The organism is Sphingobium lactosutens, from assembly GCF_013393185.1.
GTDB classification, from domain to species: Bacteria; Pseudomonadota; Alphaproteobacteria; order Sphingomonadales; family Sphingomonadaceae; genus Sphingobium; species Sphingobium lactosutens_A.
This window is the reverse complement of the sequence record NZ_QJQX01000075.1, coordinates 99,770-125,851: the sequence shown is the minus strand read 5'-3', so window position 1 is coordinate 125,851 and position 26,082 is coordinate 99,770. Positions and strand designations below refer to the sequence as shown.

At 65.8% G+C, this 26,082-nt stretch carries 25 protein-coding genes and 2 tRNA genes; 11 read left to right on the top strand and 16 right to left on the bottom strand.

Annotated elements, in window-relative coordinates:
- Nucleotides 1-53 precede the first annotated feature (53 nt).
- From DM806_RS21130 to DM806_RS21095, 8 genes are all read right to left on the bottom strand, one after another.
- Complete coding sequence (locus DM806_RS21130) at nt 54-860, bottom strand: phosphoadenylyl-sulfate reductase (RefSeq protein ID WP_179045128.1); 807 nt, start codon at nt 858-860, stop codon at nt 54-56.
- Nucleotides 853-1,293: a DUF934 domain-containing protein gene (locus DM806_RS21125; protein WP_179045127.1), complete on the bottom strand. Its 441-nt coding sequence runs from the start codon at nt 1,291-1,293 to the stop codon at nt 853-855. Before DM806_RS21125 ends, DM806_RS21130 begins: the two co-directional genes overlap by 8 nt.
- Nucleotides 1,286-2,917 carry a nitrite/sulfite reductase gene (locus DM806_RS21120; RefSeq protein WP_179045126.1) on the bottom strand — a complete coding sequence of 544 codons (1,632 nt, stop codon included), beginning with the start codon at nt 2,915-2,917 and terminating at the stop codon, nt 1,286-1,288. The genes DM806_RS21125 and DM806_RS21120 overlap by 8 nt, the downstream gene beginning before the upstream one ends.
- A 2-nt stretch (nt 2,918-2,919) precedes the next feature.
- Nucleotides 2,920-3,216, bottom strand: coding sequence for a DUF2849 domain-containing protein (locus DM806_RS21115; protein WP_179045125.1), 297 nt, complete (start codon nt 3,214-3,216; stop codon nt 2,920-2,922).
- Nucleotides 3,213-4,028, bottom strand: coding sequence for a uroporphyrinogen-III C-methyltransferase (gene cobA, locus DM806_RS21110; RefSeq protein ID WP_179045124.1), 816 nt, complete (start codon nt 4,026-4,028; stop codon nt 3,213-3,215). Before cobA ends, DM806_RS21115 begins: the two co-directional genes overlap by 4 nt.
- A gap of 274 nt (nt 4,029-4,302) precedes the next feature.
- Nucleotides 4,303-4,809 (bottom strand): hypothetical protein, encoded by a 507-nt coding sequence (locus tag DM806_RS21105; protein ID WP_179045123.1) that lies wholly within the window; start codon nt 4,807-4,809, stop codon nt 4,303-4,305.
- 158 nt (nt 4,810-4,967) lie between these two features.
- Complete coding sequence (astD, locus tag DM806_RS21100; protein ID WP_179045122.1) at nt 4,968-6,401, bottom strand: succinylglutamate-semialdehyde dehydrogenase; 1,434 nt, start codon at nt 6,399-6,401, stop codon at nt 4,968-4,970.
- Nucleotides 6,402-6,550: 149 nt separating this feature from the next.
- On the bottom strand, nt 6,551-7,948 hold the full coding sequence (locus DM806_RS21095) for a protein adenylyltransferase SelO family protein (RefSeq protein ID WP_179045121.1): 1,398 nt from the start codon (nt 7,946-7,948) through the stop codon (nt 6,551-6,553).
- 37 nt (nt 7,949-7,985) lie between these two features.
- On the opposite strand from DM806_RS21095, the gene DM806_RS21090 reads away from it, so the two are divergent.
- From DM806_RS21090 to DM806_RS21065, 6 genes are all read left to right on the top strand, one after another.
- Nucleotides 7,986-8,855, top strand: coding sequence for an alpha/beta fold hydrolase (locus DM806_RS21090; RefSeq protein ID WP_179045120.1), 870 nt, complete (start codon nt 7,986-7,988; stop codon nt 8,853-8,855).
- Nucleotides 8,848-9,993, top strand: a complete 1,146-nt coding sequence (locus DM806_RS21085) for a glycosyltransferase (RefSeq protein WP_179045119.1) — start codon at nt 8,848-8,850, stop codon at nt 9,991-9,993. The genes DM806_RS21090 and DM806_RS21085 overlap by 8 nt, the downstream gene beginning before the upstream one ends.
- Before the next feature lie 91 nt (nt 9,994-10,084).
- A complete protein-coding gene (locus DM806_RS21080; RefSeq protein WP_179045118.1) occupies nt 10,085-11,488 on the top strand; it encodes an NAD(P)H-dependent flavin oxidoreductase in 1,404 nt (467 codons plus the stop codon).
- A gap of 11 nt (nt 11,489-11,499) precedes the next feature.
- On the top strand, nt 11,500-11,709 hold the full coding sequence (locus DM806_RS21075) for a DUF2093 domain-containing protein (protein ID WP_179045117.1): 210 nt from the start codon (nt 11,500-11,502) through the stop codon (nt 11,707-11,709).
- A gap of 402 nt (nt 11,710-12,111) precedes the next feature.
- Nucleotides 12,112-12,495, top strand: a complete 384-nt coding sequence (locus DM806_RS21070) for a VOC family protein (protein ID WP_179045116.1) — start codon at nt 12,112-12,114, stop codon at nt 12,493-12,495.
- Between the two features lie 188 nt (nt 12,496-12,683).
- The gene (locus DM806_RS21065; protein ID WP_179045115.1) at nt 12,684-12,839 is read left to right on the top strand and encodes a hypothetical protein; all 156 of its coding nucleotides are present in this window, start codon (nt 12,684-12,686) and stop codon (nt 12,837-12,839) included.
- 300 nt (nt 12,840-13,139) lie between these two features.
- Here DM806_RS21065 and purU read toward each other — a convergent pair whose 3' ends face one another.
- Genes purU through DM806_RS21050 form a run of 3 tightly spaced genes read right to left on the bottom strand, consistent with a single transcriptional unit; the run spans nt 13,140 to nt 16,483 of the window.
- The gene (gene purU / locus DM806_RS21060) at nt 13,140-14,006 is read right to left on the bottom strand and encodes a formyltetrahydrofolate deformylase (protein ID WP_179045114.1); all 867 of its coding nucleotides are present in this window, start codon (nt 14,004-14,006) and stop codon (nt 13,140-13,142) included.
- A gap of 42 nt (nt 14,007-14,048) precedes the next feature.
- Nucleotides 14,049-15,449, bottom strand: coding sequence for a succinylglutamate-semialdehyde dehydrogenase (gene astD / locus DM806_RS21055; protein ID WP_179045238.1), 1,401 nt, complete (start codon nt 15,447-15,449; stop codon nt 14,049-14,051).
- Between the two features lie 5 nt (nt 15,450-15,454).
- On the bottom strand, nt 15,455-16,483 hold the full coding sequence (locus DM806_RS21050; RefSeq protein ID WP_179045113.1) for a DUF1338 domain-containing protein: 1,029 nt from the start codon (nt 16,481-16,483) through the stop codon (nt 15,455-15,457).
- 86 nt (nt 16,484-16,569) lie between these two features.
- Here DM806_RS21050 and gcvA point away from each other — a divergent pair, with 86 nt between their 5' ends.
- Nucleotides 16,570-17,472 (top strand): transcriptional regulator GcvA, encoded by a 903-nt coding sequence (gcvA, locus tag DM806_RS21045; protein ID WP_179045112.1) that lies wholly within the window; start codon nt 16,570-16,572, stop codon nt 17,470-17,472.
- A 159-nt stretch (nt 17,473-17,631) separates the two neighbouring features.
- Here the strand turns inward: gcvA and DM806_RS21040 are convergent, their stop codons facing one another.
- Nucleotides 17,632-18,648, bottom strand: coding sequence for an SPOR domain-containing protein (locus tag DM806_RS21040; protein WP_179045111.1), 1,017 nt, complete (start codon nt 18,646-18,648; stop codon nt 17,632-17,634).
- 194 nt (nt 18,649-18,842) lie between these two features.
- Between DM806_RS21040 and DM806_RS21035 the strand changes: the two genes are divergently transcribed.
- The 3 genes from DM806_RS21035 to DM806_RS21025 are packed head-to-tail and all read left to right on the top strand — an operon-like array spanning nt 18,843 to nt 21,488.
- Complete coding sequence (locus DM806_RS21035; RefSeq protein WP_179045110.1) at nt 18,843-19,565, top strand: AAA family ATPase; 723 nt, start codon at nt 18,843-18,845, stop codon at nt 19,563-19,565.
- A gap of 13 nt (nt 19,566-19,578) precedes the next feature.
- The gene (locus DM806_RS21030) at nt 19,579-20,163 is read left to right on the top strand and encodes a hypothetical protein (protein ID WP_179045109.1); all 585 of its coding nucleotides are present in this window, start codon (nt 19,579-19,581) and stop codon (nt 20,161-20,163) included.
- 17 nt (nt 20,164-20,180) lie between these two features.
- Nucleotides 20,181-21,488: an SPOR domain-containing protein gene (locus DM806_RS21025; protein ID WP_179045108.1), complete on the top strand. Its 1,308-nt coding sequence runs from the start codon at nt 20,181-20,183 to the stop codon at nt 21,486-21,488.
- Nucleotides 21,489-21,741: 253 nt separating this feature from the next.
- Here the strand turns inward: DM806_RS21025 and DM806_RS21020 are convergent.
- The 4 genes from DM806_RS21020 to moaA all read right to left on the bottom strand — a co-directional run bounded on the left by DM806_RS21020 (nt 21,742) and on the right by moaA (nt 23,946).
- Nucleotides 21,742-21,816 (bottom strand) — tRNA-Asn (locus DM806_RS21020).
- A 181-nt stretch (nt 21,817-21,997) separates the two neighbouring features.
- Nucleotides 21,998-22,072, bottom strand: a tRNA-Asn gene (locus tag DM806_RS21015).
- A gap of 78 nt (nt 22,073-22,150) precedes the next feature.
- Nucleotides 22,151-22,927 carry an NAD kinase gene (locus DM806_RS21010; RefSeq protein ID WP_179045107.1) on the bottom strand — a complete coding sequence of 259 codons (777 nt, stop codon included), beginning with the start codon at nt 22,925-22,927 and terminating at the stop codon, nt 22,151-22,153.
- Complete coding sequence (gene moaA / locus DM806_RS21005; protein ID WP_179045106.1) at nt 22,924-23,946, bottom strand: GTP 3',8-cyclase MoaA; 1,023 nt, start codon at nt 23,944-23,946, stop codon at nt 22,924-22,926. The genes DM806_RS21010 and moaA overlap by 4 nt, the downstream gene beginning before the upstream one ends.
- A 121-nt stretch (nt 23,947-24,067) precedes the next feature.
- Between moaA and DM806_RS21000 the strand changes: the two genes are divergently transcribed.
- Entirely contained in the window at nt 24,068-26,074 is a 2,007-nt protein-coding gene (locus DM806_RS21000; RefSeq protein ID WP_179045105.1) for a putative bifunctional diguanylate cyclase/phosphodiesterase, read from the top strand.
- Nucleotides 26,075-26,082: the final 8 nt, after the last annotated feature.

Here is a 26,082-nt window from a genome sequence, read left to right as displayed (position 1 = left end):
AAAGAAAAAGGCCGCCAATGGCGACCTTCTTCCGAACCAGCTAATATCTAGCCTCAGAACACCGGCATGTTCGCCGGATCTTCCGGATCGGCGACTGGCGCCGGGATCGGCGAGACAGGCGAATGGATGCCGCATTCCACCTTGTCCCAGCCGCGCCAGCGGCCTGCGCGCGGGTCTTCGCCAGGCAGCACCTTGGACGTGCAGGGTTCGCAACCGATCGACAGATAGCCCTGCGCCTCCAGCGGATGGCGGGGCAGGTTCTCGCGGTCGAAATAGGCTTCCAGATCGGTCTTGGTCCAGTCGCCCAGCGGGTTGAGCTTCAGCCGGCCGTCTTCCACCTCAAAGCGGGGCAGGTTCTGGCGCGTCACCGACTGGAACGCCTTGCGGCCCGAAATCCAGGCGTCCAGGCCATCCTTGGCGCGCTTCATCGGTTCGACCTTGCGGATTTCGCAGCAGCCGTCCGGGTCGTAAGACCAGCGCAGGCCCGTCTCGTCCTTCTTCGCGATCACATCCGCGATCGGCGCGACGGTGCGGCTGTCGGTAAAGCCCATGCGCGCGATGAGCGTGTCGCGATAGTTGAGCGTTTCGGCGAACATCTTGAGCGTATCGACGAAGATGACGGGGACGTTCCGGTCCGCCTTCGCCACCAGATCGAGCAGCACCGCGCTTTCCGTGCCGAAGGAGGAAACGACGGCGACATTGCCGGCGAGGCCTTCCGCAAACACGGTCTTGAGCATGGTCAGCGTATCGACGCCCTCGAACCGCGCGTTGAGCGCGTCGGCTTGCCCCTGGTTAAAGGCGGGGCGGGCGTCGATCACATCTATTAGCCGCTCTGGGATCTGGCGGGCAGGTTCAGCCATCAATTTTCTCCGGATGCCGTTTCGCCCAGACGGGCTGGCGGCCATCGATCGTCTTCTGATAGACGTCGGCATAGCGGTTGAGCGCACGCTCCACGGCGGCGTCATCCAGCGGCTTGGCGGGGTGGAAACTGTCGAAGCCGCAGCGGCGCATGGCATTGATCTGGTCGACCAGCACGTCGCCCACGGCGCGCAATTCGCCCTGATAGCCCGATTCCCGCAGGATGCGGGCGGCGGAGTAGCCGCGCCCGTCGCCATAGGCCGGGAAGTTCACCTCGACCAGCGAGAGCCGGTCGAGATAGGGCAGCAATTCGCGCGCATCCTCGCCCGCTTCGATCCGCACCGCAGTCGAGTTGGACTGGCCGGTGAAGGATTCGACCGTGACGGCGGGTTCCTGCGTGGCTTCGCCATCGCGGAAGGACAGGAACTCAACCATAGATCGCCTCCTTGAAGGGCTTCATGCCGATGCGGCGATAGGTGTCGAGGAAACGCTCCCCGTCGGTGCGTTCCGCCAGATAGATGTCCGTGACCTTCTCGATCGCGTCGACCACGCCGTCCTCGGAGAAGCCGGGGCCGGTGATCTGGCCGAGTGACGCATCCTCCGCGCCCGATCCGCCGAGCAGCAGCTGGAAATTCTCGACGCCCTTACGGTCCACGCCAAGGATGCCGATATGGCCGGCATGATGGTGGCCGCAGGCGTTGATGCAACCGCTGATCTTCAGCTTCAGTTCGCCCAGTTCCGTCTGACGCTCTGCATCGGCGAAGCGCTGCGCGATCTTCTGCGCCAGCGGGATCGAGCGGGCATTGGCGAGCGCGCAATAGTCCAGGCCGGGGCAGGCGATGATGTCGGTGATGAGGTCGAGATTGGCTTCGGCCAGCCCCGCTTCGTCCAGCTTCTGCCAGATGGCGTAGAGGTCCGCCTTCCTGACATGCGGCAGGACGAGATTCTGCGCATGGGTCACGCGCAGTTCGTCGAGGCTGTATTGCTCGGCCAGCGTCGCGACCAGTTCGATCTGTTCCGCCGAAGCGTCGCCGGGGATGCCGGTCAGCGGTTTCAGGCTGATATTGACGATCGCATAGCCCGGCGCCTTGTGCGCCGCGACCTGACGGTCGACCCAGAGCGCAAAGGCCGGATCGGCGCGGTCGATCGCTTCGGAAAGGCCGGTTTCATAGGCGGGCGCGGCGAAGAAGGCGCGGATGCGGTCCAGTTCTTCCGTGGGCGGGTTGAGGCCCAGTTCGCGCATATGGGCGAACTCTTCCTCGACCTGGCGCTTATATTCCTCGACGCCGATCTCGTGGACCAGGATCTTGATGCGCGCCTTATACTTGTTGTCGCGGCGGCCGTAGCGATTGTAGACGCGTAGGCACGCCTCCAGATAGGAGACGATCTCCTCCTCCGGTACGAAGTCGCGGATCTGCGGCGCGACCATCGGGGTGCGGCCCATGCCACCACCGGCATAGACTTCGGCGCCGATGACGCCGTCCTTGGACACCAGTTTCAGGCCGATATCGTGCAGCTTCATCGCCGCGCGATCATCGTCGCTGGCGATCACGCAAATCTTGAACTTGCGCGGCAGATAGGTGAATTCCGGGTGGAAGCTGGACCATTGACGCAGCAACTCGGCCCAGGGGCGGGGGTCCGCCACCTCGTCGGCGCTGACGCCCGCATATTGGTCGGACGAGATATTGCGGATGCAATTGCCGCTGGTCTGGATGGCGTGCATCTCCACCGTCGCCAGTTCGGCGAGGATGTCGGGCGCATCGGCCAACTTGATCCAGTTATATTGCAGGTTCTGGCGCGTGGTGAAGTGGCCATAGCCCTTGTCATACTTGGCCGCGATCTCGCCCAGCTTGCGCATCTGCTTGCCGCTGAGCGTGCCATAGGGAATGGCGACGCGCAGCATATAGGCGTGCAGCTGGAGATAGAGGCCGTTCATCAGCCGCAGCGGCTTGAACTGGTCCTCGGTGAGAGCGCCGGTCAGGCGGCGCTGCACCTGATCGCGAAATTCCTCGACACGCGCGTCGACGATGGACTGGTCGTAGCTGTCATAGCGATACATGGTCAGATCACCCAGTTGCCGGCGTCGGCATCATTCGGTTTGAGATTGAGGTCGGGGCGCACCGTCGGGCCGAGCGCGCGGATGCGGTCCTTGATATGGGCCGGGCGGACGCCTTCGTCGGTCACGGTCGCATCGATCACATAAGCGCCCACGACGCGCAGCGCGGCTTCCTCGGTGCGGGCGAGGTCTTCGCCATGGTCGCCGACATCGACGCTGTCGCCGACCTGCCGCGACCAGCCGTCGCCCGCCCACCAGATGACGTCGCCGCTCACCAGGTCATTGCCCGTCAGTATCTTCATTCTACCCTTTTCCCGTTAGATCCGGTCGTTGCCGAACCTTCCATAGTCTGTACCATGTCGCGATAGGCGATCAGGCTGTCCTGCGCCAGCGCATGGGCGGCGACTTCACCGACCACGATCAGCGCCGGGCTGACCACCTGTTCCCGCGCCACCATGTCGCCCAGATCGGCGAGCAGGGTGCGCAGCGTCCGCATGTCGGCGCGCGTGCCATTTTCCAGCACCGCCACCGGCAGCGCCGGCGACACGCCGTCGGCGATCAGCTTGTCGGCGATGTCGGCGGCGGTCGCGACGCCCATATAGATGACGAGCGTGCGCCCTTTTCCCGCAAGGCCGGACCAGTCCTGATCGGTCAGCCCCTTGCACTGGCCGGCGACGAAGCTAACCGCGCTCGACGCTTCGCGATGGGTGAGGGGGAGCTGGGCGGCTGCTGCGCTGCCGATCGCGGCGCTGATGCCCGGCACGACCTCCACCGGCACGCCGGCGGCGCGGCAGGCGTCGACTTCTTCGCCGCCCCGACCGAAGATGAAGGGATCGCCGCCCTTCAACCGCACGACGCTGCGCCCTTCGCGGGCGAGGTCGACGAGGAGGGCGTTGATCCCTTCCTGCGGCATGGAATGGCGGCTGCGCTGCTTGGCGACGGAGATGCGTTCGGCTTGCGGAGAGGCGAGGGCAAGGATGGCGTCCGACACCAGCCCGTCATGCACGATCACGTCCGCGCCGCCGATCAGGCGCGCGGCCTTGAGCGTCAGCAGGTCCGGGTCGCCCGGTCCGGCGCCGACCAGATGGACGGTAGCAGGTGCATGTTCAGCCATGGTCGCCCACATGGCGAATGCGCCGCGCGAGTTCAATTCAGAATGGGTATGGCGGGGATTAGGAAATGTTTTTGCGTGGCGGGGTATGGAGGTAGGGATTTGCTTCCAACTCCGTCATCCCCGCGGAGGCGGGGGGATCCATCTCCCCGGCCTGGTGCTGGACGCAAGGTCAGGAGATGGGTTCCCGCGTTGGCCTGCGGCCGCCCTTCGGGTCGCGGGAATGACGAAAAGGGGTGGTTAGCGGACATTCCGGTGGGAATATGGTCAGTTCGCATTACAACCAATTTTCCCCACGAAGAAAGTGTAGCCCAAATTTATTCGCGAGATTTTCGAGTGCCCGCTCGTCTGCCTCTTCTTCTAAGAGAAGGACGTCTGTCCGGTCGTCACCAGACATGACACGAACGTGATTAGTAGGCGCGTAGAATTCAGACCCCCATCGTAAATCCCATGCGATAGCATTTACAGCCTTCTTCAATCGACGATCCCAATGAGGATGCCAAGCCACCTGTCGCTTTGTCCTCAGGCCGGTGAGGCGGAAAACGCCTTTCTCGAAAAGACAGCGGTAAAAAGCTTGGAACTGATAGCATTGTTCAAGAAAATCCGCCTCAAGCCCCACGGCCTGCGCCCGCTCTAACACAATGTAAGGGCTTGCTTCCCACTCCTCTTCCGTCAGCCAATGATCAAAAACTGAAACTGCACGCCGCCTATAACCAAGTTCATTTAGTAGGTCATCAGTCCAATCTTCTGGATATGGGAAATGCTCGATACCTCGTTTCGTCATGCTGACACATTAACAGGGCGTGGTTCATATTCCACCTCCAAGTGGCAACTATCACTGATCAATGTGCGAGAAACCGGACGGTCTGATGCGCGCGATGTGTGCGATCTATCTCTATGTCAAAAAATGGTCGCAAACCGCCAGCCAGATACGCGCGCCCCTCAATCCCCCATCGCGCTGACGTCGACTTCCTTCAGTCCAACGCCGATCGATGCGCGGGGTGTTTCGATCTCGACCGACACCACGGGATAGGCGCAATAGTCGGCGGCATAATAGGCGCTGGGCCGGTGATTGCCCGATATGCCGACGCCCCCGAAGGGCGCGCTGGATGCCGCGCCGTTGGTCGGGCGGTTCCAGTTGACCACGCCGGCGCGGACGTTTGACCAGAACTGGCTATAGTGTTCGGGCGATCCGCCGATCAGCGAGGCGGACAGGCCGTAACGGCTATTGTTCGCCTCCGCGATGGCGTCGCCGAACTCGGCCACGCGCACGACCTGGAGCAGCGGGCCGAACAGCTCGACATCGGGCCGTTCCTTCATGCCGGTCACGTCGATGATCGCGGGCGTCAGGAAGGGCAGGCCCGGCTTCACGCGCACCATATGCTTGATCGGTCGGCCGCCATTGCTCATCAGCCAGAGGAAGCTTTCGGTCAGTCCATCGGCCGCCTGATTGTCGATCACCGGACCCATATAGGGGGCGGGATCGGCATGGGGATGGTCGACGATCAGCCGGTCGGCCAGCCGCTTGACCTCCGCGATCAGCCGGTCGGCGAGGCTTTCCCTGACGATCAGCCGGCTGGCGGCGGTACAGCGCTGGCCGCTGCTGAGGAAGGCCGACTGGATGACGATCGCGGCGGCGGCATGGATTTCGGGCGTGTCCCACACGACGAGAGGGTTGTTGCCGCCCATCTCCAGCGCGAGGATCTTGGACGGCTGGGCCGCGAACTGGCGGTTGATGGCGATGCCGGTCTGGGCCGAGCCGGTGAAGAGGATGCCGCCAACGTCCGGGTGCGCGGCGAGCGCCTTGCCTGCATCCGCGCCGCCGACCAGCAGTCGCACCGCATCCTCCGGCACGCCCGCCTCATGATAGAGGCGGACCAGCATCTCGCCCACGGCGGGCGTCTTGTCCGACGGCTTGAACACCACGGCGTTGCCGGCCAGCAGCGCGGGAATGATATGGCCGTTGGGCAGGTGCGCCGGTAGATTATAGGGGCCGAGCACCGCCATCACGCCATGGGGCTTGTGCCGCACCGACTGGCGCGCGCCCAGATTGGCCTCCAGCCGCCGCTGCCCGGTGCGTTCGGAATAGGCGGCGACGCTGATGTCGACCTTGGCCATGACGGCGGTGACTTCGTCGCGCGCGTCCCAGAGCGGCTTGCCCGTCTCGCGCGCGATCAGGTCCGCCAGCGCGTCTTCATTGCGGCGCACGACATTGACGAAGCGGCGGAGCGTCTCGATCCGGTAGGCGATGGGCTGGGCCGCCCATCTGGGCCAGGCGGCGCGGGCGCGCGCCACCTCGGCATCGACATCGCCCGGCTCGCCCTGCCAGAGCAGCGTGCCGGTAGCGGGTTCATGGGATGTAAGCGGCGCGACCATTTGCGGGCGGGTATGGCGGAAAATGGTTAAGGAATGACGAGGGGGTGGCGTTTCAGTTCTTCCGTCATCCCGGGCCTGACCCGGGATCCCGCTTTCTTTGGTCGACAGAAGAAGCTGGACCCCGGCTCAAGGCCGGGGTGACGCAGTAATCAAACTACCCCCGGTCCATCCCCATGCGCCTCGCCCATGCGCCGGATCGCGGCGACCTTGGCGTATAGCGGCGTCCAGTCGTCGTCCTTGTCGATCGCGTTCCAGATCGCCTCGACTTCCTCGATGTGCATCGAGCAGGGGGTTTCGTCGGCCCAATAGGCGTGGTCCCTCGCTCCCGGCACCGCCGCAAAACCTGCGATCGCTTCACGGAACGTTGCCCATCCCGCATCGCCATAGGCCGCCCCGTCGCGCGCCACGCCGCCGTGCCAGTCGTGGAAGAAGCGGTCGATCCCGGTGCCCGTCGTCACCATGCCGCGCACCGCCGCCTCGATCATCGGGCCGGGGTCGGCGCCCGGCTCGACGCCCAGCCGCCAGCAGAAGCGCCGCTGCATCGCCTCGCCATAGAGCGCCGGGAACCGTTCCAGCTGCGCGATCAGCGGCTCGGCCTCCACCAGCGGCCTGAGGGACACCGCCAGTTGCGCCACGTCCCAATGGATCGCCTCCGCCTGCCGCCCGAAGGCGTAGAGCCCGGCATGGTCGAAATAGGCGGCGGTGAAGCCTGCATCCCAGAGCGGCGTGAAGCGCCACGGGCCATAATCGAAACTCTCGCCCGTCACATTGATATTGTCGCTGTTGAGCACCCCATGGACGAAACCCGCGACCATGTAGCTCGCGGCGAGATCGGCGGTGCGCTCCACCACCCGGCCAAGAAGCTGTGCGGGCGGATTGTCGCCCGGCGTTTCTGCGTAAAGCCGCGTCAGCGCATAGTCGGTCAGCCTCTCCAGCAACGCCTTGTCGTCATGAAATGCGGCGCGCTGGAACGATCCGATGCGGACATGCGAATGGCTGAGGCGCACCATCACCGCCGCGCGGGTGGGGGAGGGTTCGTCGTTGCGCTCCAGCGCCTCGCCCGTCTCGACGATGGAGAAGGTTTTCGACGTGTTGACGCCCAGCGCCTCCAGCATTTCGGTCGCCAATATCTCGCGGACGCCGCCCTTCAGCGTCAGTCGCCCGTCGCCAAAGCGGCTATAGGGCGTCTGGCCCGATCCTTTGGTGCCCAGGTCAAGCAGCCGCCCGCCTGCGTCGCGCAACTGCGCGAACAGGAAGCCGCGCCCGTCGCCGATATCGGGATTATAATGGCGGAACTGATGGCCATGATAACGCAGCGCCAGCGGCCGGGGCAGGCTGCCTTCGAGCGGCGCGAAGCGGCCGAAATGGGCGAGCCAATCCTCATCGCTCAATCCTGCCAGCCCGACCGAGGCGGCCGCCCGGTCGTTGCGGTAGCGCAGGATGGTCTGCGGAAAGTGTGCGGCCGCGACGGGATCGCCAATGTCGGGCATCAGCGTGTCGATTTCGGTCGCGGGACGATAAGTTGCGGGTTGCGGCGTCTGGTTCATAGGGCGATATGGGGGAGCCAGGGCGGAAGGATCAAGCTTGACCGGCTATAAGGACGGATATTGGTGGTCTCCCGATGGGCTCCGGCTCCATTATCGGGACTATGATGGCGGTGAGGATGGGCGGCCGCCCTTGCTTTGCCTGCCGGGGTTGACCCGCAACGCGCGCGATTTCGAGCCGCTGGCCGGTCGGCTGGCGGGCGAATGGCGGCTCATCTGCCCGGACATGCGCGGCCGTGCCGAAAGCGCCTATGCCAAGGACGCGATGACCTATGTCCCGCTGACCTATTTGCAGGATATCAGCCGCTTGCTGGCCGACCTCGCCATCACTCGCTTCGTTGCGGTGGGGACGTCGCTGGGCGGGATCATCACCATGCTGATCGCCGCGACCCAGCGCGACTGGCTGGCCGGCGCGCTGCTCAACGATGTCGGCCCGACGCTGGACGAGGCGGGGCTGGCGCGCATCCGGTCCTATGTCGGGGTCGGCCAGTCGCACCCGACTTGGGTCCATGCCGCGCGGGCGCTCGCGGAAAATAATGAAGACGTCTATCCCGGCTATGACCTGGAACAATGGCTCGCCATGGCCAAGCGGCTCTATCGGCTGAACAGCGGCGGGCGCGTCGTGCTCGACTATGACATGAAGATCGCCGAGCCGATCCGCGCCATGGGCAGCGAGGCAGGCGTCGACATGTGGCCGGTGATGCAGGCGTTCCGCGGTATTCCGACGCTGCTGCTGCGCGGCGAGCGGTCCGACCTGCTGAGCGCCGCCAGCGCGGAGCGGATGATGCGGGAGATGGGGGAAAGCGCCGAACTGGCGACGATCCCCCATGTCGGCCATGCCCCCGCGCTCGACGAGCCGGAAAGCGCCGCCGCGATCGACCGGCTGCTGGCGCGCGTCCTGCATGGCTGACGGGTCCGGCCAGTTCCGGCCTCATATCCTCCACGTCCATGGCAGCTTCTCGCTGGGGGGCAAGGAAGCGCGCGCCGTTCGGCTGATGAACATCTGGGGCGACCGGGCGCGGCACAGCATCGTCAGCGCCGATCCAGCCGCGATGGGCGCGCGCGATGCGATCGATCCGGCGGTCAAGGTGGATTTTCCCGATGGCCCGTCCTTCGCGGGCAAGCCGGGGCTGGCGCGGTACCGGGTCATCACCGCCTTTCTCAAACGGTTCGATCTCGTCCTCACCTATAATTGGGGATCGATGGACGCGGTGATGGCGCATCGGCTGGCGGGGGCGTCGGCGGGGCTGCCGCCGCTGATCCACCATGAGGATGGATTTAACGCGGACGAGACGGAGCGGCTGAAGACCAAGCGCAACCTGTTCCGCCGCGTCGCGCTTCAGCGTGCGCATGCTATGGTGGTGCCTTCGGTCCGGCTGGAAGGGATTGCGCGCTCCGCCTGGAAACAGCCGGCGGGCAGGTTGCATCTGATCCGCAACGGGATCGACGTCGCCCGCTATGCGCAGCCGCCCGCGCCCGACGCCATTCCCGGTCTGGTCCGCACGCCCGGCAAGCTGCTGGTCGGCACGCTGGCGGGGTTGCGCGCGGTCAAGAATATCCCGCGCCTCGTCCGCGCCGTCGCCGCGCACAAGGACCGGCTGCAACTGGTGGTGGTGGGCGAGGGGCCGGAGCGGGACGCGATCCTGGCGGAGGCCGCCACCCATGGCCTCACCGACATCCATATGGCGGGGTTCATGGACCGGCCCTGGCGCTTCGTCGGCCTGTTCGACATGTTCGCCCTGTCGTCGGACAGCGAGCAATTTCCGATCTCGCTGGTGGAGGCGATGGCGGCTCGCGTGCCCGCCGCGTCCATGGACGTAGGTGACGTCGCCAACATGGTCGCGCCGGAAAATCGCCCCTTCGTCGTGCCGGACGAAGCGGGGCTGGCGGCGGCCCTTGGGGTGCTGGCGGGAGACGCCGAATTGCGCGCACGGCTGGGCGCGGCCAACCGGCAGCGCGCGCAGCGCGATTATGCGGAACAGGACATGGTACACGCCTATGCACGCCTTTATGGGGAGGCTCTGGCCAGCCCCATGATTTTGCGCTAGGGCGCGCGAAATTCGTCATAGACAGCCAAAGCTGCTATAGGGTCGCTTTTTACCCGGTCGAGGGGGCCGGGTGCATGTGCAGGAGATGTCGTTGTTCAAGGGGTTGAAGCCCATCGTCTATGGTGGCCGTGAAGTGTGGCCGATCGTGGAGGGCGGCAAGGGCGTTGCCGTGTCCAACCATAGCAGCTCCGGCGCCTGGGCGGCGGCTGGCGGCATCGGCACCGTGTCGGCGGTGAATGCCGACAGCTATGACAGTTTCGGCAACATCATCCCCCAAATCTATCATGGCCGCACCCGCCGCGACCGGCATGAGGAACTGATCGCCTATGCCATCGACGGCGCCGTCGAGCAGGTGAAGCGCGCGTTCGAGATTGCCGGCGGCAAGGGCGCGATCAACATCAACGTCCTGTGGGAAATGGGCGGTGCGCAAAGGGTGCTGCACGGCGTCCTTGAAAAGACCAGGGGCATGGTGGCCGGCGTCACCTGCGGCGCGGGCATGCCCTACAAGCTCAGCGAAATCGCCGCTTCCTACAATGTCAGCTATCTCCCCATCGTCTCCTCCGGCCGCGCCTTCCGCGCGCTGTGGAAGCGCGCCTATTCCAAGGCGTCGGAATGGCTGGCGGCGGTGGTCTATGAAGATCCCTGGCTGGCGGGCGGCCATAACGGCCTGTCCAACGCCGAAGATCCGCGCGCGCCGCAGGATCCCTATCCCCGCGTCCGCGACCTGCGTGCGACCATGCGCGAAGGCGGCATTTCCGACGACGTGCCGATCGTCATGGCCGGCGGCGTCTGGGCGCTCAAGGACTGGAACGACTGGATCGACAATCCGGAACTCGGCTCGATCATGTTCCAGTTCGGCACGCGCCCGCTGCTGACGCAGGAAAGCCCGATCCCGCAGGACTGGAAGGACCGGCTGATGCAGCTGGAGCCGGGCGACGTGCTGCTGCACAAATTCTCGCCCACCGGCTTCTACAGCTCGGCGATCCGCAATCCCTTCCTGCGCTCGCTGGAGGCGCGGTCGGACCGGCAGATCCCGTTCAGCACCGAACAGGCGGGCGACCATACCCACCAGCTCGACGTGGGCGTGAAGGGCAAGAATTTCTGGGTGACGCTGGGCGATCTTCAGCGCGCGCGCGAATGGTTCGGGGCGGGCTTCACCTCCGCGCTCAAGACGCCGGACAATACGCTCGTCTTCGTGACCGAGGAAGAGAAAGCGGAAATCCGCAAGGACCAGACCGACTGCATGGGCTGCCTGTCGCAGTGCAGCTTCTCCAGCTGGATGGACAGCGAGACCAACTCGACCGGTCGCCTGGCCGACCCGCGCAGCTTCTGCATCCAGAAGTCGCTCCAGGAATCGGTCCATGGCGGCGACCTCGACAAGAATCTGCTGTTCGCGGGCCATGCCGCCTATCGGTTCAAGCAGGACCCCTTCTATTCGAACGGGTTCGTGCCGACCGTGAAGCAGCTGGTCGACCGCATCCTCACCGGCGATTGATGGCGCCGGAGATGAATGCGGATATTCAGGGGCTGGCGGTACTTCATTATGAAACGCCGCATTTCGATATCGTGCGGCCGGGGCAGTTCGTGCTTTGCGCAGTCTCGGGCGCGCGAATCGATCTGGATGACCTCAAATATTGGAGCGCCGAATTTCAGGAGGCCTATCGCGGCGCGGAAGAGGCCACGCGTTCCTTTTTGAAGCATCGCGGCATCGATTAGAGCTGAACAGCGGGCGGCAACGCTGGATTGATGCGCTATCACCTTGAATTTGGCGGTTATATTTTCGAGCCACAGATGGTTTCTGCTCGCCGCCTATCAAGGTCGATAGGACGCAACTTTACTATTCCGTGACGGTAAAAACTGATGTAATCTTTCCACAGAGGCGACCTGAGAGCGCCCAGGGTGGAAGGATGTTTGCTAATGTCTCGTATCGACATTTTTGGTGATCGTGTCTGCATTGTGTCGAGCCTGCTGATCGTCGGCTGGTTTCTCTACAGCGTTATCGCCTGATCCTCTGCCGGACGGCCGATGACGGCTATTGATCGTTCCAAGCCTTCAGTGTCGCGCTGAACCTCCGCCTCTTGTGCGGTTTTGAATTCCCATGATCCCGGAGTAAGAAGCATGTTCAGCCATGTCATGGTTGGCACCAACGATATCGATGCGTCCAAGGCCTTCTATGACGCGTTGTTCGCTGCGATCGGGGCCAAGCCCGGCTTCATGGACGACAAGGGACGTGTCATCTATGTGCATGGTGGCGCTTTTTTCATGATCTCCCGCCCCATTGATGGGCAGGCGGCGTGCCATGCCAATGGCGGCACGATCGGCTTTGCCATGGCGTCGCCCGAGCAGACCGATGCCTGGCATGCGGCAGGCGTCGCGTCCGGCGGAAAGAGTTGCGAAGACCCGCCCGGCATTCGAGAGGGCGGCTTTGGCAAGCTTTACCTTGCCTATCTGCGCGATCCGGCCGGCAACAAGCTGTGCGGCCTGCATCAGATGGGCGCATAAAGCCCGGCTGGCCCCAGCCCAAGCAAAGCTATTTCGACATTCTCAATTCAATCGCTAGATAAAGTCGCGAGCTTCACGCTCCGCGGCTTTTGAAGGATGTCAGCTTGCTCCGCGTCACCAACGGCTAAAGCGCACGGTTCCGAAGCGACCACGCCAGGTTTCGTGTTCCCTTGCTTGAGGAGAAGACGATGACCCGCCTTGTTACCCGTACCCGTCGATCGCGCCCTGCCCAGCCGGACGGCCATGTCTATCTGCCCCATTCCTCTTGGGCACGCGTGGAGCGCAAGCCTGCATCCAGCGTGCCGATCGCGGCGGATGATTTTTGGGCGCGACTGGGGATTTGAAGCGAGTTCCGGTCGGATCGCAACGAGGACTGACTAGGAGCGATCGACATTCAGATGATGACGTGGCGAAAATGCTGGTCTTTGGCGATCCGGCGCGCAGCGTACCAGAGCACGCTGCGTTAAATCCGACGCAGGTCGCGCGCTCTAAGCTTTTGTTGTCGCATCGTCTTGAGCGGAGCCGAAGGCCAGCGTAGCTAAAACCGGTTCCCACTTTTCCGCACGATGCTTTAAAGGTACGTGAGCACCGGAAGCGCCAAGGATCGCCATTTGCAGCCCGTCAGCGCTGAATGTCGATCGCTCCTATCGGAACACCACCGTCTTGCCGCCATTGAGCAGCACGCGCCGGTCGGCAATCCAGCCGACCGCGCGGGCCAGCACCTGCGCCTCGATATCGCGGCCGATGCGGATCATGTCGTCGGCGGTGGCGCGATGATCGACGCGCTCGACCGCCTGTTCGATGATCGGCCCTTCGTCGAGGTCGGCGGTCACGAAATGGGCGGTCGCGCCGATCAGCTTGACCCCGCGTTCATGCGCGCGGTGATAGGGGCGGGCGCCCTTGAAGCCAGGCAGGAAGCTGTGGTGGATGTTGATGCAGCGCCCGGCCAGCCGCTCGACCAGATCCTCCGATAGAACCTGCATATAGCGGGCGAGGATCAGATAGTCGGACCGGCTGCGATCGAAGATATCGAGCAGCGCGGCTTCCTGCGACGCCTTGTCGCCATTGGCCGGCAGTTCATGATAGGGGATGCCGTGCCATTCGGTGATGCGGCGCATGTCGGGATGGTTGGACACCACGCCCATGATATCGACCGCCAGCATCCCCGTCTGCCAGCGATGGAGCAGGTCGGCCAGGCAATGCGATCCCTTCGACACGGCGATCAGCATCCGGGGCCGGTGGCTGGCGGCGGTCAGCGACCAGTCCATTGCGAACTCTTCCCCGATTCCGGCGAAATCGGCGCGCAGCCCGTCAAGATCGGTGATGCGGTCGTCGGTCGCCTCGAACGCGACGCGCATGAAGAAGAGGTCGGCTTCCCGGTCGGCATATTGCTGGCTGTCGGTGATGAAGCCGCCGCGTTCCGCCAGGAAGCGGCTGACCGCTGCGACGATGCCGACGCGATCGGCGCAGACCAGGGTCAGAACCCAGGATGGAATGACGGGATTTGGCAACGGCCCCTCCGAAATTGATCGGTAGCCGTTGCCCTAACCGCTTTAGCTGTTCAAGCCATTAACCGGCACCGCTGCGACGTCGGCCGCCTCGAAACTGGCAATGGGATAGGCGCAATAGTCGGCGGCATAATAAGCGCTGGGGCGGTGATTGCCCGATGCGCCGAGGCCGCCGAAGGGCATGTTGCCTGCCGCCCCGGTGGTGGGGCGGTTGCGGTTGACGACGCCGGCGCGGCTTTCCTCCACCACCCGCTGCCACAGCGCCTCGTCCTGCGAGATGAGGCCCGCGGACAGGCCGAAGCTGGTGGCGTTGGCGGCGGCGATCGCTGCGTCGAAATCGCCCACGCGGATGATCGTCAGCACGGGTGCGAAAATCTCCGCATCGGGCGCTTCGACGCTTGTCAGGTCGAGCAGGGCGGGGGTGACGAAGGCAGCGCTGCGGCCCTCTATCCCCTCGAAGGGGCGGATGACTTTCGCGCCGCGCGCGATCAGGTCGCTGACGGCGCGGTGCGATGCAGCGGCGGCCTGATCCGATACGAGCGGTCCCATGAAGGCATCGCCCGGCTCGTTCCAGGCGGCGATGGGAAGCCGCGCGGCGAGGGTGGCGGTCGCCTCCACGATGGCGTCGCCGGTTGCCCCCTCTGGCAGGATCAACCGGCGGGCGCAGGAGCAGCGCTGGCCGGTGGTGATGAAGGCGGAGTTGACGATGATGGACGCGGCGGCTTCTGGGGAATCCCACGCGATCAGCGGATTATTGCCGCCCAGTTCCAGCGCCATGATGACATGGGGCCGTTCGACCAGCGCGCGGCGCAGCGCCGCGCCGGCCCCCGCCGATCCGGTGAAGAGCAGTCCGTCGATATCGCCCGCGACCAGCGCTTCGCCGGTAGAGCGGCCACCCTGCGCCACGGTCAGCAGGCCATGGGGCAGGCCGGCGGCTTCCCAGGCGTCGGCCATCGCCGCGCCGGTGGCGGGGGTGATCTCCGAGGGCTTGAAGACGACGGCATTGCCCGCGATCAGGGCGGGGACGATATGGCCGTTGGGCAGGTGGCCGGGGAAATTATAGGGGCCGAGCACCGCCATCACGCCATGGCCGCGATGGCGCAGGATCGCGCGCCCGAACGGCATGTCGGCGGCCCGCTCGCCGGTGCGTTCGCCATGCGCCTTGATCGACACTTCGACCTTGGCGATCATCGATCCGACTTCGGCGTCGCTTTCCCAGAGCAGCTTGCCCGTCTCGCGCGAGATGAGCTGCGCCAGCGCGGCGCGGCGCATGCCCAATATCTCCGCATAGCGGCGGGCGATGGCGATGCGGTCGTCCACGGGCAGCGCGCGCCAGCCGGGCAGGGCGGCGCGGGCGGTGGCGATGGCGCGGTGACAATCGTCCGCGCCCGCAACCGGTCCTTCCCAGACCAGTTCGCGCGAGGCCGGATCGAAGGACTGTAGCATCGCGCTCACCGTGCCGCGCCCGATTGCGCGCTGGTCATGGCGAAGATGCCGGTGGCGTTGCCCGTGTCGAAGGCGAGGTCGAGCCGACCTGTTTCCGGATCGATGTCACGGCTGATGAATTCGTAGAAGGAGCCGGGCACCTGCCGCAATTCGCCATCGGCGAAGAGCCGCTCCACGCTGTCGGCGCGGAAGGCGGTCTGGCGCACCCGGCCGGTGGCGGAGACTTCAAGCTTTTCCTTCATCGGGCGATCCTCTGCTTTGAGGCGCTCGGCAAGGGCGGCGACATCGGCCACCCGGTCGGTCGCATGATTGAAGCCATTGCCCTCGGTTGCGATCCAGGCGGCCTCGTTGGAGCGGGAGAGGAGCAGTTGATAATCCTCGAAGCCGGGCGGCTCATGCTGCCGATCGAAGGCGGAGAGGATCACCGGCAGGGCGGCGATCGCGTCAACGATCTGGACAGTCTCCCCGGCTTCATAGTGCGCCAGCACGGCCTTGGCCTTCGCGTCCAGCGGATCGCGGCTGGAGCCGAAGATACGGGCGGCGGCGTTGGCGAACTCGGCGTCGAACCGCTCGACATGGAGTTCGGACAGGAAGAATTGCGGGATCGCTTCGGGGAAGTCGAGGTGGCGATAAGCGCGGCCGGTCATCTTCAGCCGGTTGAGCGGATAGATCGCCGCCATTTCATAGCCCAGAGGCAGGAAGATGCGGGTGAAGGCGTCCTCACCGCCGGGCAGCGCGCCGGTGGTCCCATGCGGAAAACGGATCGAACGCAGCGCGCCATGGTCGAACAGTATCTTGCCGCCGCGCGCCAGAGTATCGGCGACATAGGCGTCGCCGCTCGGCACCCGGCGCAGCAGATCGTCGAACAGGGCGACGTTCATCGCCATGGCGAAGGCGGCGCGGGACACGGTGTCGCCGCGCTCGCCCAGCAGGGCGGGATCGATCGCCAGCATGTCCAGCGTCCGGCGGGCGACATCCTCGCCCAGGGTGGCGATAACCAGTCTTTCTATCGTGCCCATATTCTCATTCGACATGATATGCTCCAGATGACAACGCCCTTATCGCAAGATAGTCATGATTTTCAAAATGGCGACCTGTCATCTACTGATGCGAGTTTGGAATGAGTGTTTTCCGCAAATGGTTGCCGCCGATGAACGCGCTGACCGCTTTCGAGGCGGCGGTGCGCCATGGCGGCTTTTCCCGCGCGGGCGAGGAGATCGGCCTGACGCAGAGCGCGGTCAGCCGCCAGATCGCGCAGCTGGAGGATATGCTCCAGACGCCTCTGTTCGACCGGATCGGGCGGCGGGTGCGATTGAATGAGGCGGGACGCGCCTATGCTGAAGAATTGCTGCCCGCGCTCGACGCGATCCGCCGCGCCACCGCGCGGGCGTCGGCGCGGCCATCGCAGACGGCGTTGCGGGTCGCGACATTGCCCAGCTTCGGTATGCGCTGGCTGGCGCCGCGCCTGCCGCAACTGACGGCGCGCCATCCCGATCTGGTGATCGACTTTGCCGCCCGGTCGCAGCCCTTCGACTTCGGGCATGAGGATTTTGACGCGGCTGTCCATTTCGGTGTCGCGCAGGATTGGCCGGGCGTCGCGATGGACTTTCTGTTCCGCGAGGAAGCGGTGCCGGTCTGCGCGCCGTCTTGGCTGGCGGCAAACCCGCTGCGCACGCCCGCCGACCTGCTGCATGTGCCCTTGTTGAGCCAGACATCGCGCCGCGACGCCTGGCCGCGCTGGCTGGCGGCGGCGGGGGTGGAGGCTTCGGGTCTGGCGGCTGGACCGGCCTTCGAGCATTTCCTGATGCTGGCGCAGGCGGCGGCGGCGGGGGCAGGGGTGGCGTTGATCCCCAGCTTCCTGATCCGGCCGGAGCTGGAGGCGGGGACGCTGGTCATCCCCTTCGCCCGGCCGATGTCGACCGAGCAGGCCTATTATCTGGTGTATCCGTCCGAGGCTCTGGCCAGCCCCGCGGTCGCGCAGTTTCGCGACTGGATGCTGGAGCAGGCGAGCGTGTCGAGATAATCCGACCGTTCGTTTCGAGCCCTTCGACTGCCTGCCTGCGGCAGGCGCTCAGGATAAACTTCATCGCCTTTGGCGATGAAGTCGAGAAACGCGAGCGCAGTTCTATCCGCTTCTCGACTGCGCTCGAAACGAACGGAGGTTGGCTTTATTGAACCAACCTCAAATCTTCTTCGGCATGCAATCCGCGCCGGCGGCCTTGATGCGGGAGCAGAGGCGGCTGGCGTCGGCGCTGCTGGCGATCGGGCCGGCCTGAACGCGGGTGACGGCACCGGCCTTCACCAGATAGAGCTGATAGGCGGACAGGCCGCTGACCTTGCCGGTCAGGCGGTTCCAGAGCGCGCGGGCATTGCCTTCCTCGCCGAACGCGCCGAGTTGCACGCGCCAGCCGCCTGATGCGGCGGGCTTGGGCAGGGCATTGGTCTGTGCAGCCGGCTTGGCCGGGGCGGGCTGGGGCGGCGACGCGGCGGCGACCTGCGGCCTGGAAGCGGCAGGTTTCGGCGCTGGCGTCGGTTTCGCGGGCTTTGGCGGAGTCGAGGCGGGCAGTTCCGCCGTCCGCACGGGCGCGGGGGAGGCGCGTACCGGCGCCGGCTCTGTCGCGGCAAAACTGGCGCCCTTGCCCTGTTCGATATTGGCCGCCATGGCGAGGCCCCGCTTGCGCTGGTCCTCGGGGATATATTTGTCCATCTGGGTCAGGCTGGTCGACGCCTGCGACAGGCCCGATGCCGCCGCGCGGCTCATCAGCGCATAGGCGCGGACCCAGTCCTTGCCGACCAGATCGCCGTTGAAGAGGGCGGTGCCGACGATATATTGCGCGCGCGGTTCGCCCCGCATCGCGGCGCGTTGCAGATAGGGTATGGCGGCGGCGCGATCGCCCTGCTGGAACATCAGCAGGCCCAGATTGTCCTCGGCGCGCATATGGCCCTGAACGGCAGCCTTGCGATACCAGTCGATCGCGACCTTCAGATCCGGCTGGACGCCGCGCCCCAGCTTATAGGCCTGACCCATGTTGAACTGCGCATCGGGATCGCCTTCATTGGCGAGCGGACGCCATTCCCCGATCGCCTTGGCATAGTCGCCTTGCTGCCAGGCATCGACCCCGGTCTTCACATCGGCGAGCACCGGCACGGACAGGCCCAGCATTATGCCGGTCGCCATCATCCTCCAGAAAGGCTTCATATTCACGCTCCTGCGGCAATCCATTGCGGCTGTCATGGTCGAACAAGGTTAAGGTCCAATTAGCATAAGGGAATAGGCTATCGCGCGTCGGCATCGTGCCATGGTGGCACGCGCGGTCATCCGGCGATTAACCAAATCTTAGCGGCGGATATGGCAATTCCTCCGGGAACTGAGATTTTCCTTGGGGGTTAGGCGTGCGGATTTTGGCGTTGGCGTCGCAGAAGGGCGGGTCGGGCAAGACCACCCTGTCGGGGCATCTGGCAGTGCAGGCGCAGCGCGCCGGGGCCGGTCCGGTCGTGCTGATCGACATCGACCCGCAGGGATCGCTGGCCGACTGGTGGAACGAGCGGGAGGCGGAGTTTCCCGCCTTCGCCCAGACCACGGTCGCGCGGCTTGCCGCCGACCTGGAGATATTGCGCCAGCAGGGGTTCAAGCTGGCCGTCATCGACACGCCGCCGGCCATTACCATGGCGATCCAGAGCGTCATTTCGGTCGCCGAGCTGATCGTCGTGCCGACTCGCCCCAGCCCGCATGATCTGCGCGCGGTGGGCGCGACGGTCGACCTGTGCGAGCGCGCGGGCAAGCCGCTGATCTTCGTCGTCAACGCCGCGACGCCCAAGGCGCGCATCACCTCCGAGGCCGCCGTCGCCCTGTCGCAGCATGGCACGGTCGCGCCGGTGACGCTGCACCACCGCACCGATTTCGCCGCGTCGATGATCGACGGCCGCACGGTCATGGAGGTCGATCCCAAGGGCCGCTCCGCCGCCGAAGTGGAGGCGCTGTGGACCTATGTGTCGGACCGGCTGGAGAAGAATTTCCGCCGCACCGTCTTTTCCGTTCCCGCCGGCACCGTCGGCACGATGGGGGCCGCGCGTCCCGCCGGCGGCGGCTTCGGCCGCCGCGTGATCGGCCAGTAAGGAGGGCATCGTCATGGCAGAAGCAAAGCCGCTCGCATCGCTCACCTCCGGCCTGCTCGCCCGCAAGGGGGCAGCCCAGCCGGCGATGCGTCGTCCCATGCTCGGTTTCGGTCGCTCGGCGGTCGCGATTCAGCAGGAGTTTGGTCAGCAGGATGATCTCGGCTGGAACGACATGGGCTTCGACGTGCAGCCCGAACCGGTTCCGGTCGAACAGCCGCCGGTCGCGCTGGGCCTGACCCCGATGGGCGTCACCACGCCGGTCAGCCTGGTGGATGCCGAAGTCGAGCCAGCCCCGGTACCGGCGCCGGTCCCTGCGGTCGTGGTCGAGCGCGAGGAACTGGCCGAGAGGATCGGTGCGACGCAGGAAATCATGGCCTCCGCCGCCAAGGCCGAACGCAATCGCCCCGAACCTAATCGAAAGGCCGCCTTCACGCTGCGGCTGGATGCGGAGCGGCATCTGAAGCTGCGGCTGGCGAGCGCGCTGACTGGCCGGTCGGCGCAGCAGATGGTGACGCAGGCGCTGGACGATTTTCTCAACACGCTGCCGGAAGTGGACCGGCTGACCGAACAACTGCCGCGCCTGCGCGCGGGCAAGTGAAGCGAGGATCAGGCACAATGAACCGCAAGATGTTTGGCAAGGCGGCGCTGGCTTCGCTGATGGTCGCCACCACGATGGTCGGCTGCACCGGGTCGGCATTCCGCCCGTCCGCCTCGATCGCGCCGGCCAAGGGCGATCCGGTGAAATATGTGGCGACCGCCAACAAGGCGCTGGCCGATCGCAATGCCGTCAAGGCGGTGGAGGCGGCCGAGGCCGCCGTTCGGATCGCGCCGCAAAATGGCGAATATCGGCAGATACTGGGCCGCGCCTATGTGCTGGCGGGCCGCTTCGCTTCGGCCGAAACGGCGCTGTCCGACGCACTGGCGCTGGGCAGCACCAATGCGCGCACCATCGTCAGCCTGGCGCTAGTGCAGGTGGCGCAGGGGCGCGCCGACGCCGCGCGCAACCTGCTCGTCAGCCATGCCGATACCGTGCCCGCGTCCGACTATGGCCTGGCCATGGCGATGGCGGGCGACGCGCCGGAAGGCGTGCGCATCCTGTCAGAAGCGATTCATGATCCATCGGCGACCGCGCGGACGCGCCAGAACCTGGCCTATGCCTATGCGCTGGCCGGGCGCTGGAAGGATGCGCGGATTCTGGTCGGCATGGACCTCGATCCCAAGGATGCGAACACGCGCATCACCGATTGGGCGCAGATCGCTGAACCCTCCCTCGCACCGCAGCGCGTCGCCGCGCTGATGGGCGTCACGATCAACGGCGCCGATCAGGGCCAGCCGGCGATGCTCGCGCTCGCCGCGCCGGCGATCACGCCGGTGGACATGGCGGCTGCGGCCGCCGCGCCCGACCCCGCGCAGCCTGCTGCGGTCGAGCCGGTGCAGTTCGCCGATGCCGCGCCGGTGGTGCAGGCGCCTGCTTCGGTGGCGACGCCGGTGCCGGTTGCCAGCCCCGGCTTCACCGTTCAGGAACATGCCCGCCGGTCGGTTGCGGCGCAGCGCACCGTCGCCACGCCGATGGCGCGGGTGCAGAAGGCGGCCTTCGTCAAGTCCGCCGCCAAGGCCAGCAACTGGGTCGTCCAGCTGGGAGCCTATGACAGTCCGGCGGTGGCCAAGGAAAAATGGATGGGCATGGCGGGACGCAGCGCGTCGCTCGCCGCCCTGCCGGTGCTCACCAGTCAGGCGACGGTCGAAGGCCGCCTCTATCACCGGCTGGCGGTCAGCGGCTTTGCCAGCCGCGCCGACGCCGTGACGGCGTGCCGGACGATCCGCGCGCAGCGCGGCCAGTGCTTCGTGCGGGAAACCGCGCCGGACGCGATCGTGCAACGCTGGGCGGTCGCGACCCGCGGGCGTCAATACGCCGGACGTTGATCCTTAGAGCATCGTGCGCAAAAGCCTGTCCTGAGCCTGTCGAAGGGTGGGAACCGGTTTTGCGCTTGAAACGATGCGACAACAAAAACTTAGAGCGCGCGAACTGCGTCGGATTTAACGCCGCGCGCTCTAACTCTCTCCCAAGCAGACTGGCGCGCGGGGCCGAAAGGCTTCGCGCGCTTTTTCTTATGTTCGCGACGGGGAAGGAGCGCGCAATCGGGCGCTGCGGCGAGATTTTCGATGGTGGAAAATCTGGCTCCCCGAGTAGGATTCGAACCTACGGCCATTCGATTAACAGTCGAATGCTCTACCGCTGAGCTATCGGGGAGCGGCCCGGCTTGTGCCGGGCAGGCGCGCCTATGCATTGGCGCAGATGAAATGGCAAGGGGCTTGAAGCGCTCTGGCCAGAAAAAATCGGTCCGCGAAATCCGGAGAGATTCAAGGACTTGGGTGGCGCGCAAGGTTGATTTTTCGGGAGGGGGTTCAGCGCCGGCGGCTGAAGGAAAATCTGGCTCCCCGAGTAGGATTCGAACCTACGGCCATTCGATTAACAGTCGAATGCTCTACCGCTGAGCTATCGGGGAGCAGCCCGGCTTCCGCTGGGCAGGCCGCGCCTATAGCAGCGCTTTTCGCGCAATGGCAAGCCGCAATGTCACAAAAATTTACGCGATGAACTGTTCTGCCGCGATCCGGTCGTCCAGCGTATGTTCGGGATCGAACAACAGGGTGAGTGGCGCGGTGCGGTCGATACGGACTTCCACGCGCGCGACATCGCGCACTTCGCGCTGGTCGGCGACCGCGCTGACCGGGCGCTTGACCGGGTTGAGCACGGTGAAGCGGATCTGGGTCGCTTCGGGCAGGATCGCGCCGCGCCAGCGCCGGGGGCGGAAGGGGCTGATTGGGGTGAGCGCCACCAGCGCCGATCCCAGCGGCAGGATCGGGCCGTGGGCGGAAAGATTATAGGCGGTGGAGCCGGCCGGCGTCGCCACCAGCACGCCGTCGCACACCAGTTCGGGCAGGACGGTGCGGCCGTTCACCTCCACCTCCAGCTTGGCGGTCTGGCGGGTCTCGCGCAGCAAGGAGACTTCGTTGATGGCGGGAATCGAGAATTGCTCGCCATCGACGGTGTCGACCACCATGCGCAGCGGATTGACCTTGAAGCTTTTCGCCTTGGCCAGCCGCTGGTCGAGGCCGTCGAGCCGCCATTCGTTCATCAGGAAGCCGACGGTGCCGAGGTTCATGCCGAAGATGGGCAGGATGCGGCGGCTTTCCAGCATCGAATGGAGCGTCTGGAGCATATAGCCGTCACCGCCCAGCGCGATGATCATCTCGGCTTCTTCCACCGGCACGAAATCATAGGCGGCGCGCAGCCGTTCTTCGGCCGCGCGGGCCGCCTGGGTGGGGGACGCGACCAGGGCGCGCCGGACTTCGCTGCTCATCCGCCGGTGACGCTCATGTGACGATGGGTGGCGGGCCGTTCGCCCGCGCCGATATGGAAATCATGGGCGGCGGGTTTCAGGCGCAGGGCGCGGTCGATGAGCGGCTGGACGGCGTCCGGCCCGCCGTCGCGCAAGGCGGCCTTGAAATCGACATGGTCCTCATGGCCGAGGCACATGAAGATCTTGCCCTCGCAGGTCATGCGGATTCGGTTGCAGTCGGCGCAGAAATTGCGGGTGAGGGGCGTGATGAGGCCGAGCCGGGCGCTCAGTCCGTCGGCGGCATGGTAGCGGGCCGGGCCGCCGGTGCGGTCGGCGATGGGGGTGAGGGGGTGATGCGCATCGATCATGGCACTCACTTGCGTCAGCGGCAGATAATGGTCGGTGCGATCCTCCCCGGTTTCGCCGAGCGGCATCGTCTCGATCAGGGTGAGGTCGAAGCCCTGGCCGTCGCACCAGCGCAGCATCGGGAGGATCTCGTCCTCGTTGACGCCCTTGAGCGCCACCATGTTGATCTTGACCGCGAGGCCGGCGGCGCGGGCCGCGTCGAGGCCGGCAAGCACCTGATCCAGCTTCCCGCCGCGCGTCACATGGGCGAAGCGATCAGGATCGCGGCTGTCCAGGCTGACATTGATCCGCCGCACCCCGGCATCGAACAGGTCGATGGCATGGTCGGCGAGCCGGGTGCCGTTGGTGGTGAGGGTGAGTTCGTCGAGGCCCCGGCCCAGATGGCGGCCTATGCGGCGGACGAGGTCGCCAATGTCGCGGCGGACAAGCGGTTCGCCGCCGGTCAGGCGAATCTTCGTGATGCCGCGCGCGACAAAGAGATCGGCCAGCAGCGCAATCTCCTCCAGCGTCAATACCTGGTTCTTCGGCAGGAACTGCATCCGCTCCGCCATGCAATAGCGGCAGCGCAGGTCGCAGCGGTCCGTCACCGAAATCCGCAAATAGCTGATCCGGCGGCCCAAACCGTCAACCAGAGGTGACAGTTGGGGCTGGAGCGAAAGAGCGGCAATAGCCATGTTCCATAGCTAGGCGATGGCATGGGCGGGTGCAAGCGCCCCCGTTGCGGTATTGCGAACGGGTCGGTAACTCCTTGCTGCTAGGACGGCGCGACGCGCGGCGTCAGGGAGACAGAGTCAAGTGAGTGGTGACGCCCCAGCGGACGGGCAGCGCAGTCTATTCATCCTTTCGCCGGGGGATCGTGACGGGCTGTGCCAGGCGGCGCAGGCGGTCGGCTGGAAAGCGATCGGCGCGCGGCGGCCGGGTGATGCCCCGCAACGCTTCCTGCGCAGCGAGGCGCAGGTGGCGCTGGTCGACCTGCGCGGCGGCGAAGCCGGCAAGCTGCTGGAGCCGCTGGTTCCCGCGACCGAAGCGGGCGGCGGCGCGCTGGTGGTGCTGGTCGATGCGAGCGACGAGGGGCGGGTGCCGGCGTTGCTAGCGGCAGGGGCGACGCATTTCCTGACCATGCCCTTTACGCGCGACCGGCTGCGCGGCGTGCTGGCGTCGGCGCACCGGCTGGTCGAGAGGCTGGGCGGCGGGGTTCGACCCAGCCAGCGGGCGCAGCGTATCCGGCGCGGGGATGCGCTTTACTGGCAATTGGGGCGCGACGGCGTGCTGCGGCTGAGCGAAGCGCTGGCGCGGCATCTGGCGCTGGATGCGCCGGCGGTATCGCCCGCCATGCTGCTGCGCCGACTGCCCCGCACCGAGCGGCATGGCGTGCTGACGGCGCTGAAGGCGATGGCGCGCGCCGGGCGGCCGGCGGCGCTGGCGCATGGCCTGCCCGATCGGCCCGGCGACCGGCTGGTCCATCATCTGCGGATCGAGGACGGGCAGATTGCGGCCGATGTCGAATGGCTGTCCGAACGGCATGAGCGGGACAGTGCGAGCCGCGACTATCTGACCGGGCTGCGGTCGCGGCAGGCGGCGCTCGACTGGCTCGACCGGCGCGTCGGGCTGCCGACCACGGTGCTGCTGCTGTCGATCAGCCAGTTCGAGCGGATGAATGCCGCCTATGGGCAGGTGGTGGGGGACGCGCTGCTGGGGCGGATCGCGCGGCGGATAGAGCGGATGGTCGACGATGTCGCGCCCGGTTCGATGGTGGCGCGAATCGCGGGGACGGAGTTTCTGGTCGGCCTGACCGGCGAGGCGGCGACCGGCGAGCGGGCGACCTTCCTGGCGCGGCAACTGATCGCGGCGATCGGGCGGCCGTTCAGCGCGGGCGACCATCTGATCAGGCTGACCGCCCGCTGCGGCATCGCGCAGGCACGGGCGGAGGATGACGCGACCCTGTTGCTGCGGCGTGCGGGCACGGCGCTGGCCGACGCGCGGCAGGGCGGGGGCGAGGGGATTCGAATCCTGTCGGCCGAGAAGCAGAGCCGGCAGGTCGATCCCGACCGTCTGGAGACCGACCTGCGGCTGGCGCTGGACCGGGGCGAGATCGGCATCGTGTTCCAGCCGCAATATCCCGTCGATTCGCAGCGGATCAGCGGGGTCGAGGCGCTGGCCCGGTGGAATCATCCCCATTATGGCCCGCTGGGCGCGGGCATATTGTTCGGCACGGCGGAGCGGTCCGACTATATGCTGCCTTTGTCGGCGCACATATTGGGCGAGGCGCTGCGGCAGGCGGCCGCCTGGCCAAGGGCGCTGGCCGATCTGCGGCTGTCGATCAACGTCACGGCAGCGGACATCGCCCAGCCGCGCTTCATGACCGACCTTCTGGGGCTGGTGGATCGCAGTGGCTTCCCCCGATCCCGGCTGACGGTCGAGATTACCGAGAGCGGGCTGATCCAGGATGTGGATGCGGCCGCCGCGCTGCTTCATGCGCTGCGCAGCGAGGGGCTGGCGGTGGCGATCGACGATTTCGGGACGGGCTATTCGAGCCTTGCCTATCTCAAGAGCCTGCCGCTCGACTATCTGAAGATCGACAGCGGGCTGGCGCAGGATATCGCCGGCAGCGCGCGCGACCGGATCATCGTGCGCGGGGTCATTCACATGGCCAAGTCGCTGGGGCTGACGGTGGTCGCCGAAGGGGTGGAGACGGAGCAGCAGCTGGACCTGCTCGCCCGCGAAGGGTGCGACTATTATCAGGGTTTCCTGAGGTCGGCGGGCGTGTCTTCGGCCGATCTGCTGGCGTTGGTGTTGCGCTGACACGAAAA

Excerpts from the sequence above, each read along its gene's own strand:
- DM806_RS21130 (WP_179045128.1), bottom strand. The coding sequence starts at position 860 with ATGGCTGAACCTGCCCGCCAGATCCCAGAGCGGCTAATAGATGTGATC.
- DM806_RS21125 (WP_179045127.1), bottom strand. The coding sequence starts at position 1,293 with ATGGTTGAGTTCCTGTCCTTCCGCGATGGCGAAGCCACGCAGGAACCC.
- DM806_RS21120 (WP_179045126.1), bottom strand. The coding sequence starts at position 2,917 with ATGTATCGCTATGACAGCTACGACCAGTCCATCGTCGACGCGCGTGTC.
- DM806_RS21115 (WP_179045125.1), bottom strand. The coding sequence starts at position 3,216 with ATGAAGATACTGACGGGCAATGACCTGGTGAGCGGCGACGTCATCTGG.
- cobA (WP_179045124.1), bottom strand. The coding sequence starts at position 4,028 with ATGGCTGAACATGCACCTGCTACCGTCCATCTGGTCGGCGCCGGACCG.
- DM806_RS21105 (WP_179045123.1), bottom strand. The coding sequence starts at position 4,809 with ATGACGAAACGAGGTATCGAGCATTTCCCATATCCAGAAGATTGGACT.
- astD (WP_179045122.1), bottom strand. The coding sequence starts at position 6,401 with ATGGTCGCGCCGCTTACATCCCATGAACCCGCTACCGGCACGCTGCTC.
- DM806_RS21095 (WP_179045121.1), bottom strand. The coding sequence starts at position 7,948 with ATGAACCAGACGCCGCAACCCGCAACTTATCGTCCCGCGACCGAAATC.
- DM806_RS21085 (WP_179045119.1), top strand. The coding sequence starts at position 8,848 with ATGGCTGACGGGTCCGGCCAGTTCCGGCCTCATATCCTCCACGTCCAT.
- DM806_RS21075 (WP_179045117.1), top strand. The coding sequence starts at position 11,500 with ATGAATGCGGATATTCAGGGGCTGGCGGTACTTCATTATGAAACGCCG.
- DM806_RS21070 (WP_179045116.1), top strand. The coding sequence starts at position 12,112 with ATGTTCAGCCATGTCATGGTTGGCACCAACGATATCGATGCGTCCAAG.
- DM806_RS21065 (WP_179045115.1), top strand. The coding sequence starts at position 12,684 with ATGACCCGCCTTGTTACCCGTACCCGTCGATCGCGCCCTGCCCAGCCG.
- astD (WP_179045238.1), bottom strand. The coding sequence starts at position 15,449 with ATGCTACAGTCCTTCGATCCGGCCTCGCGCGAACTGGTCTGGGAAGGA.
- DM806_RS21050 (WP_179045113.1), bottom strand. The coding sequence starts at position 16,483 with ATGTCGAATGAGAATATGGGCACGATAGAAAGACTGGTTATCGCCACC.
- gcvA (WP_179045112.1), top strand. The coding sequence starts at position 16,570 with ATGAGTGTTTTCCGCAAATGGTTGCCGCCGATGAACGCGCTGACCGCT.
- DM806_RS21040 (WP_179045111.1), bottom strand. The coding sequence starts at position 18,648 with ATGAAGCCTTTCTGGAGGATGATGGCGACCGGCATAATGCTGGGCCTG.
- DM806_RS21030 (WP_179045109.1), top strand. The coding sequence starts at position 19,579 with ATGGCAGAAGCAAAGCCGCTCGCATCGCTCACCTCCGGCCTGCTCGCC.
- DM806_RS21025 (WP_179045108.1), top strand. The coding sequence starts at position 20,181 with ATGAACCGCAAGATGTTTGGCAAGGCGGCGCTGGCTTCGCTGATGGTC.
- DM806_RS21010 (WP_179045107.1), bottom strand. The coding sequence starts at position 22,927 with ATGAGCAGCGAAGTCCGGCGCGCCCTGGTCGCGTCCCCCACCCAGGCG.
- moaA (WP_179045106.1), bottom strand. The coding sequence starts at position 23,946 with ATGGCTATTGCCGCTCTTTCGCTCCAGCCCCAACTGTCACCTCTGGTT.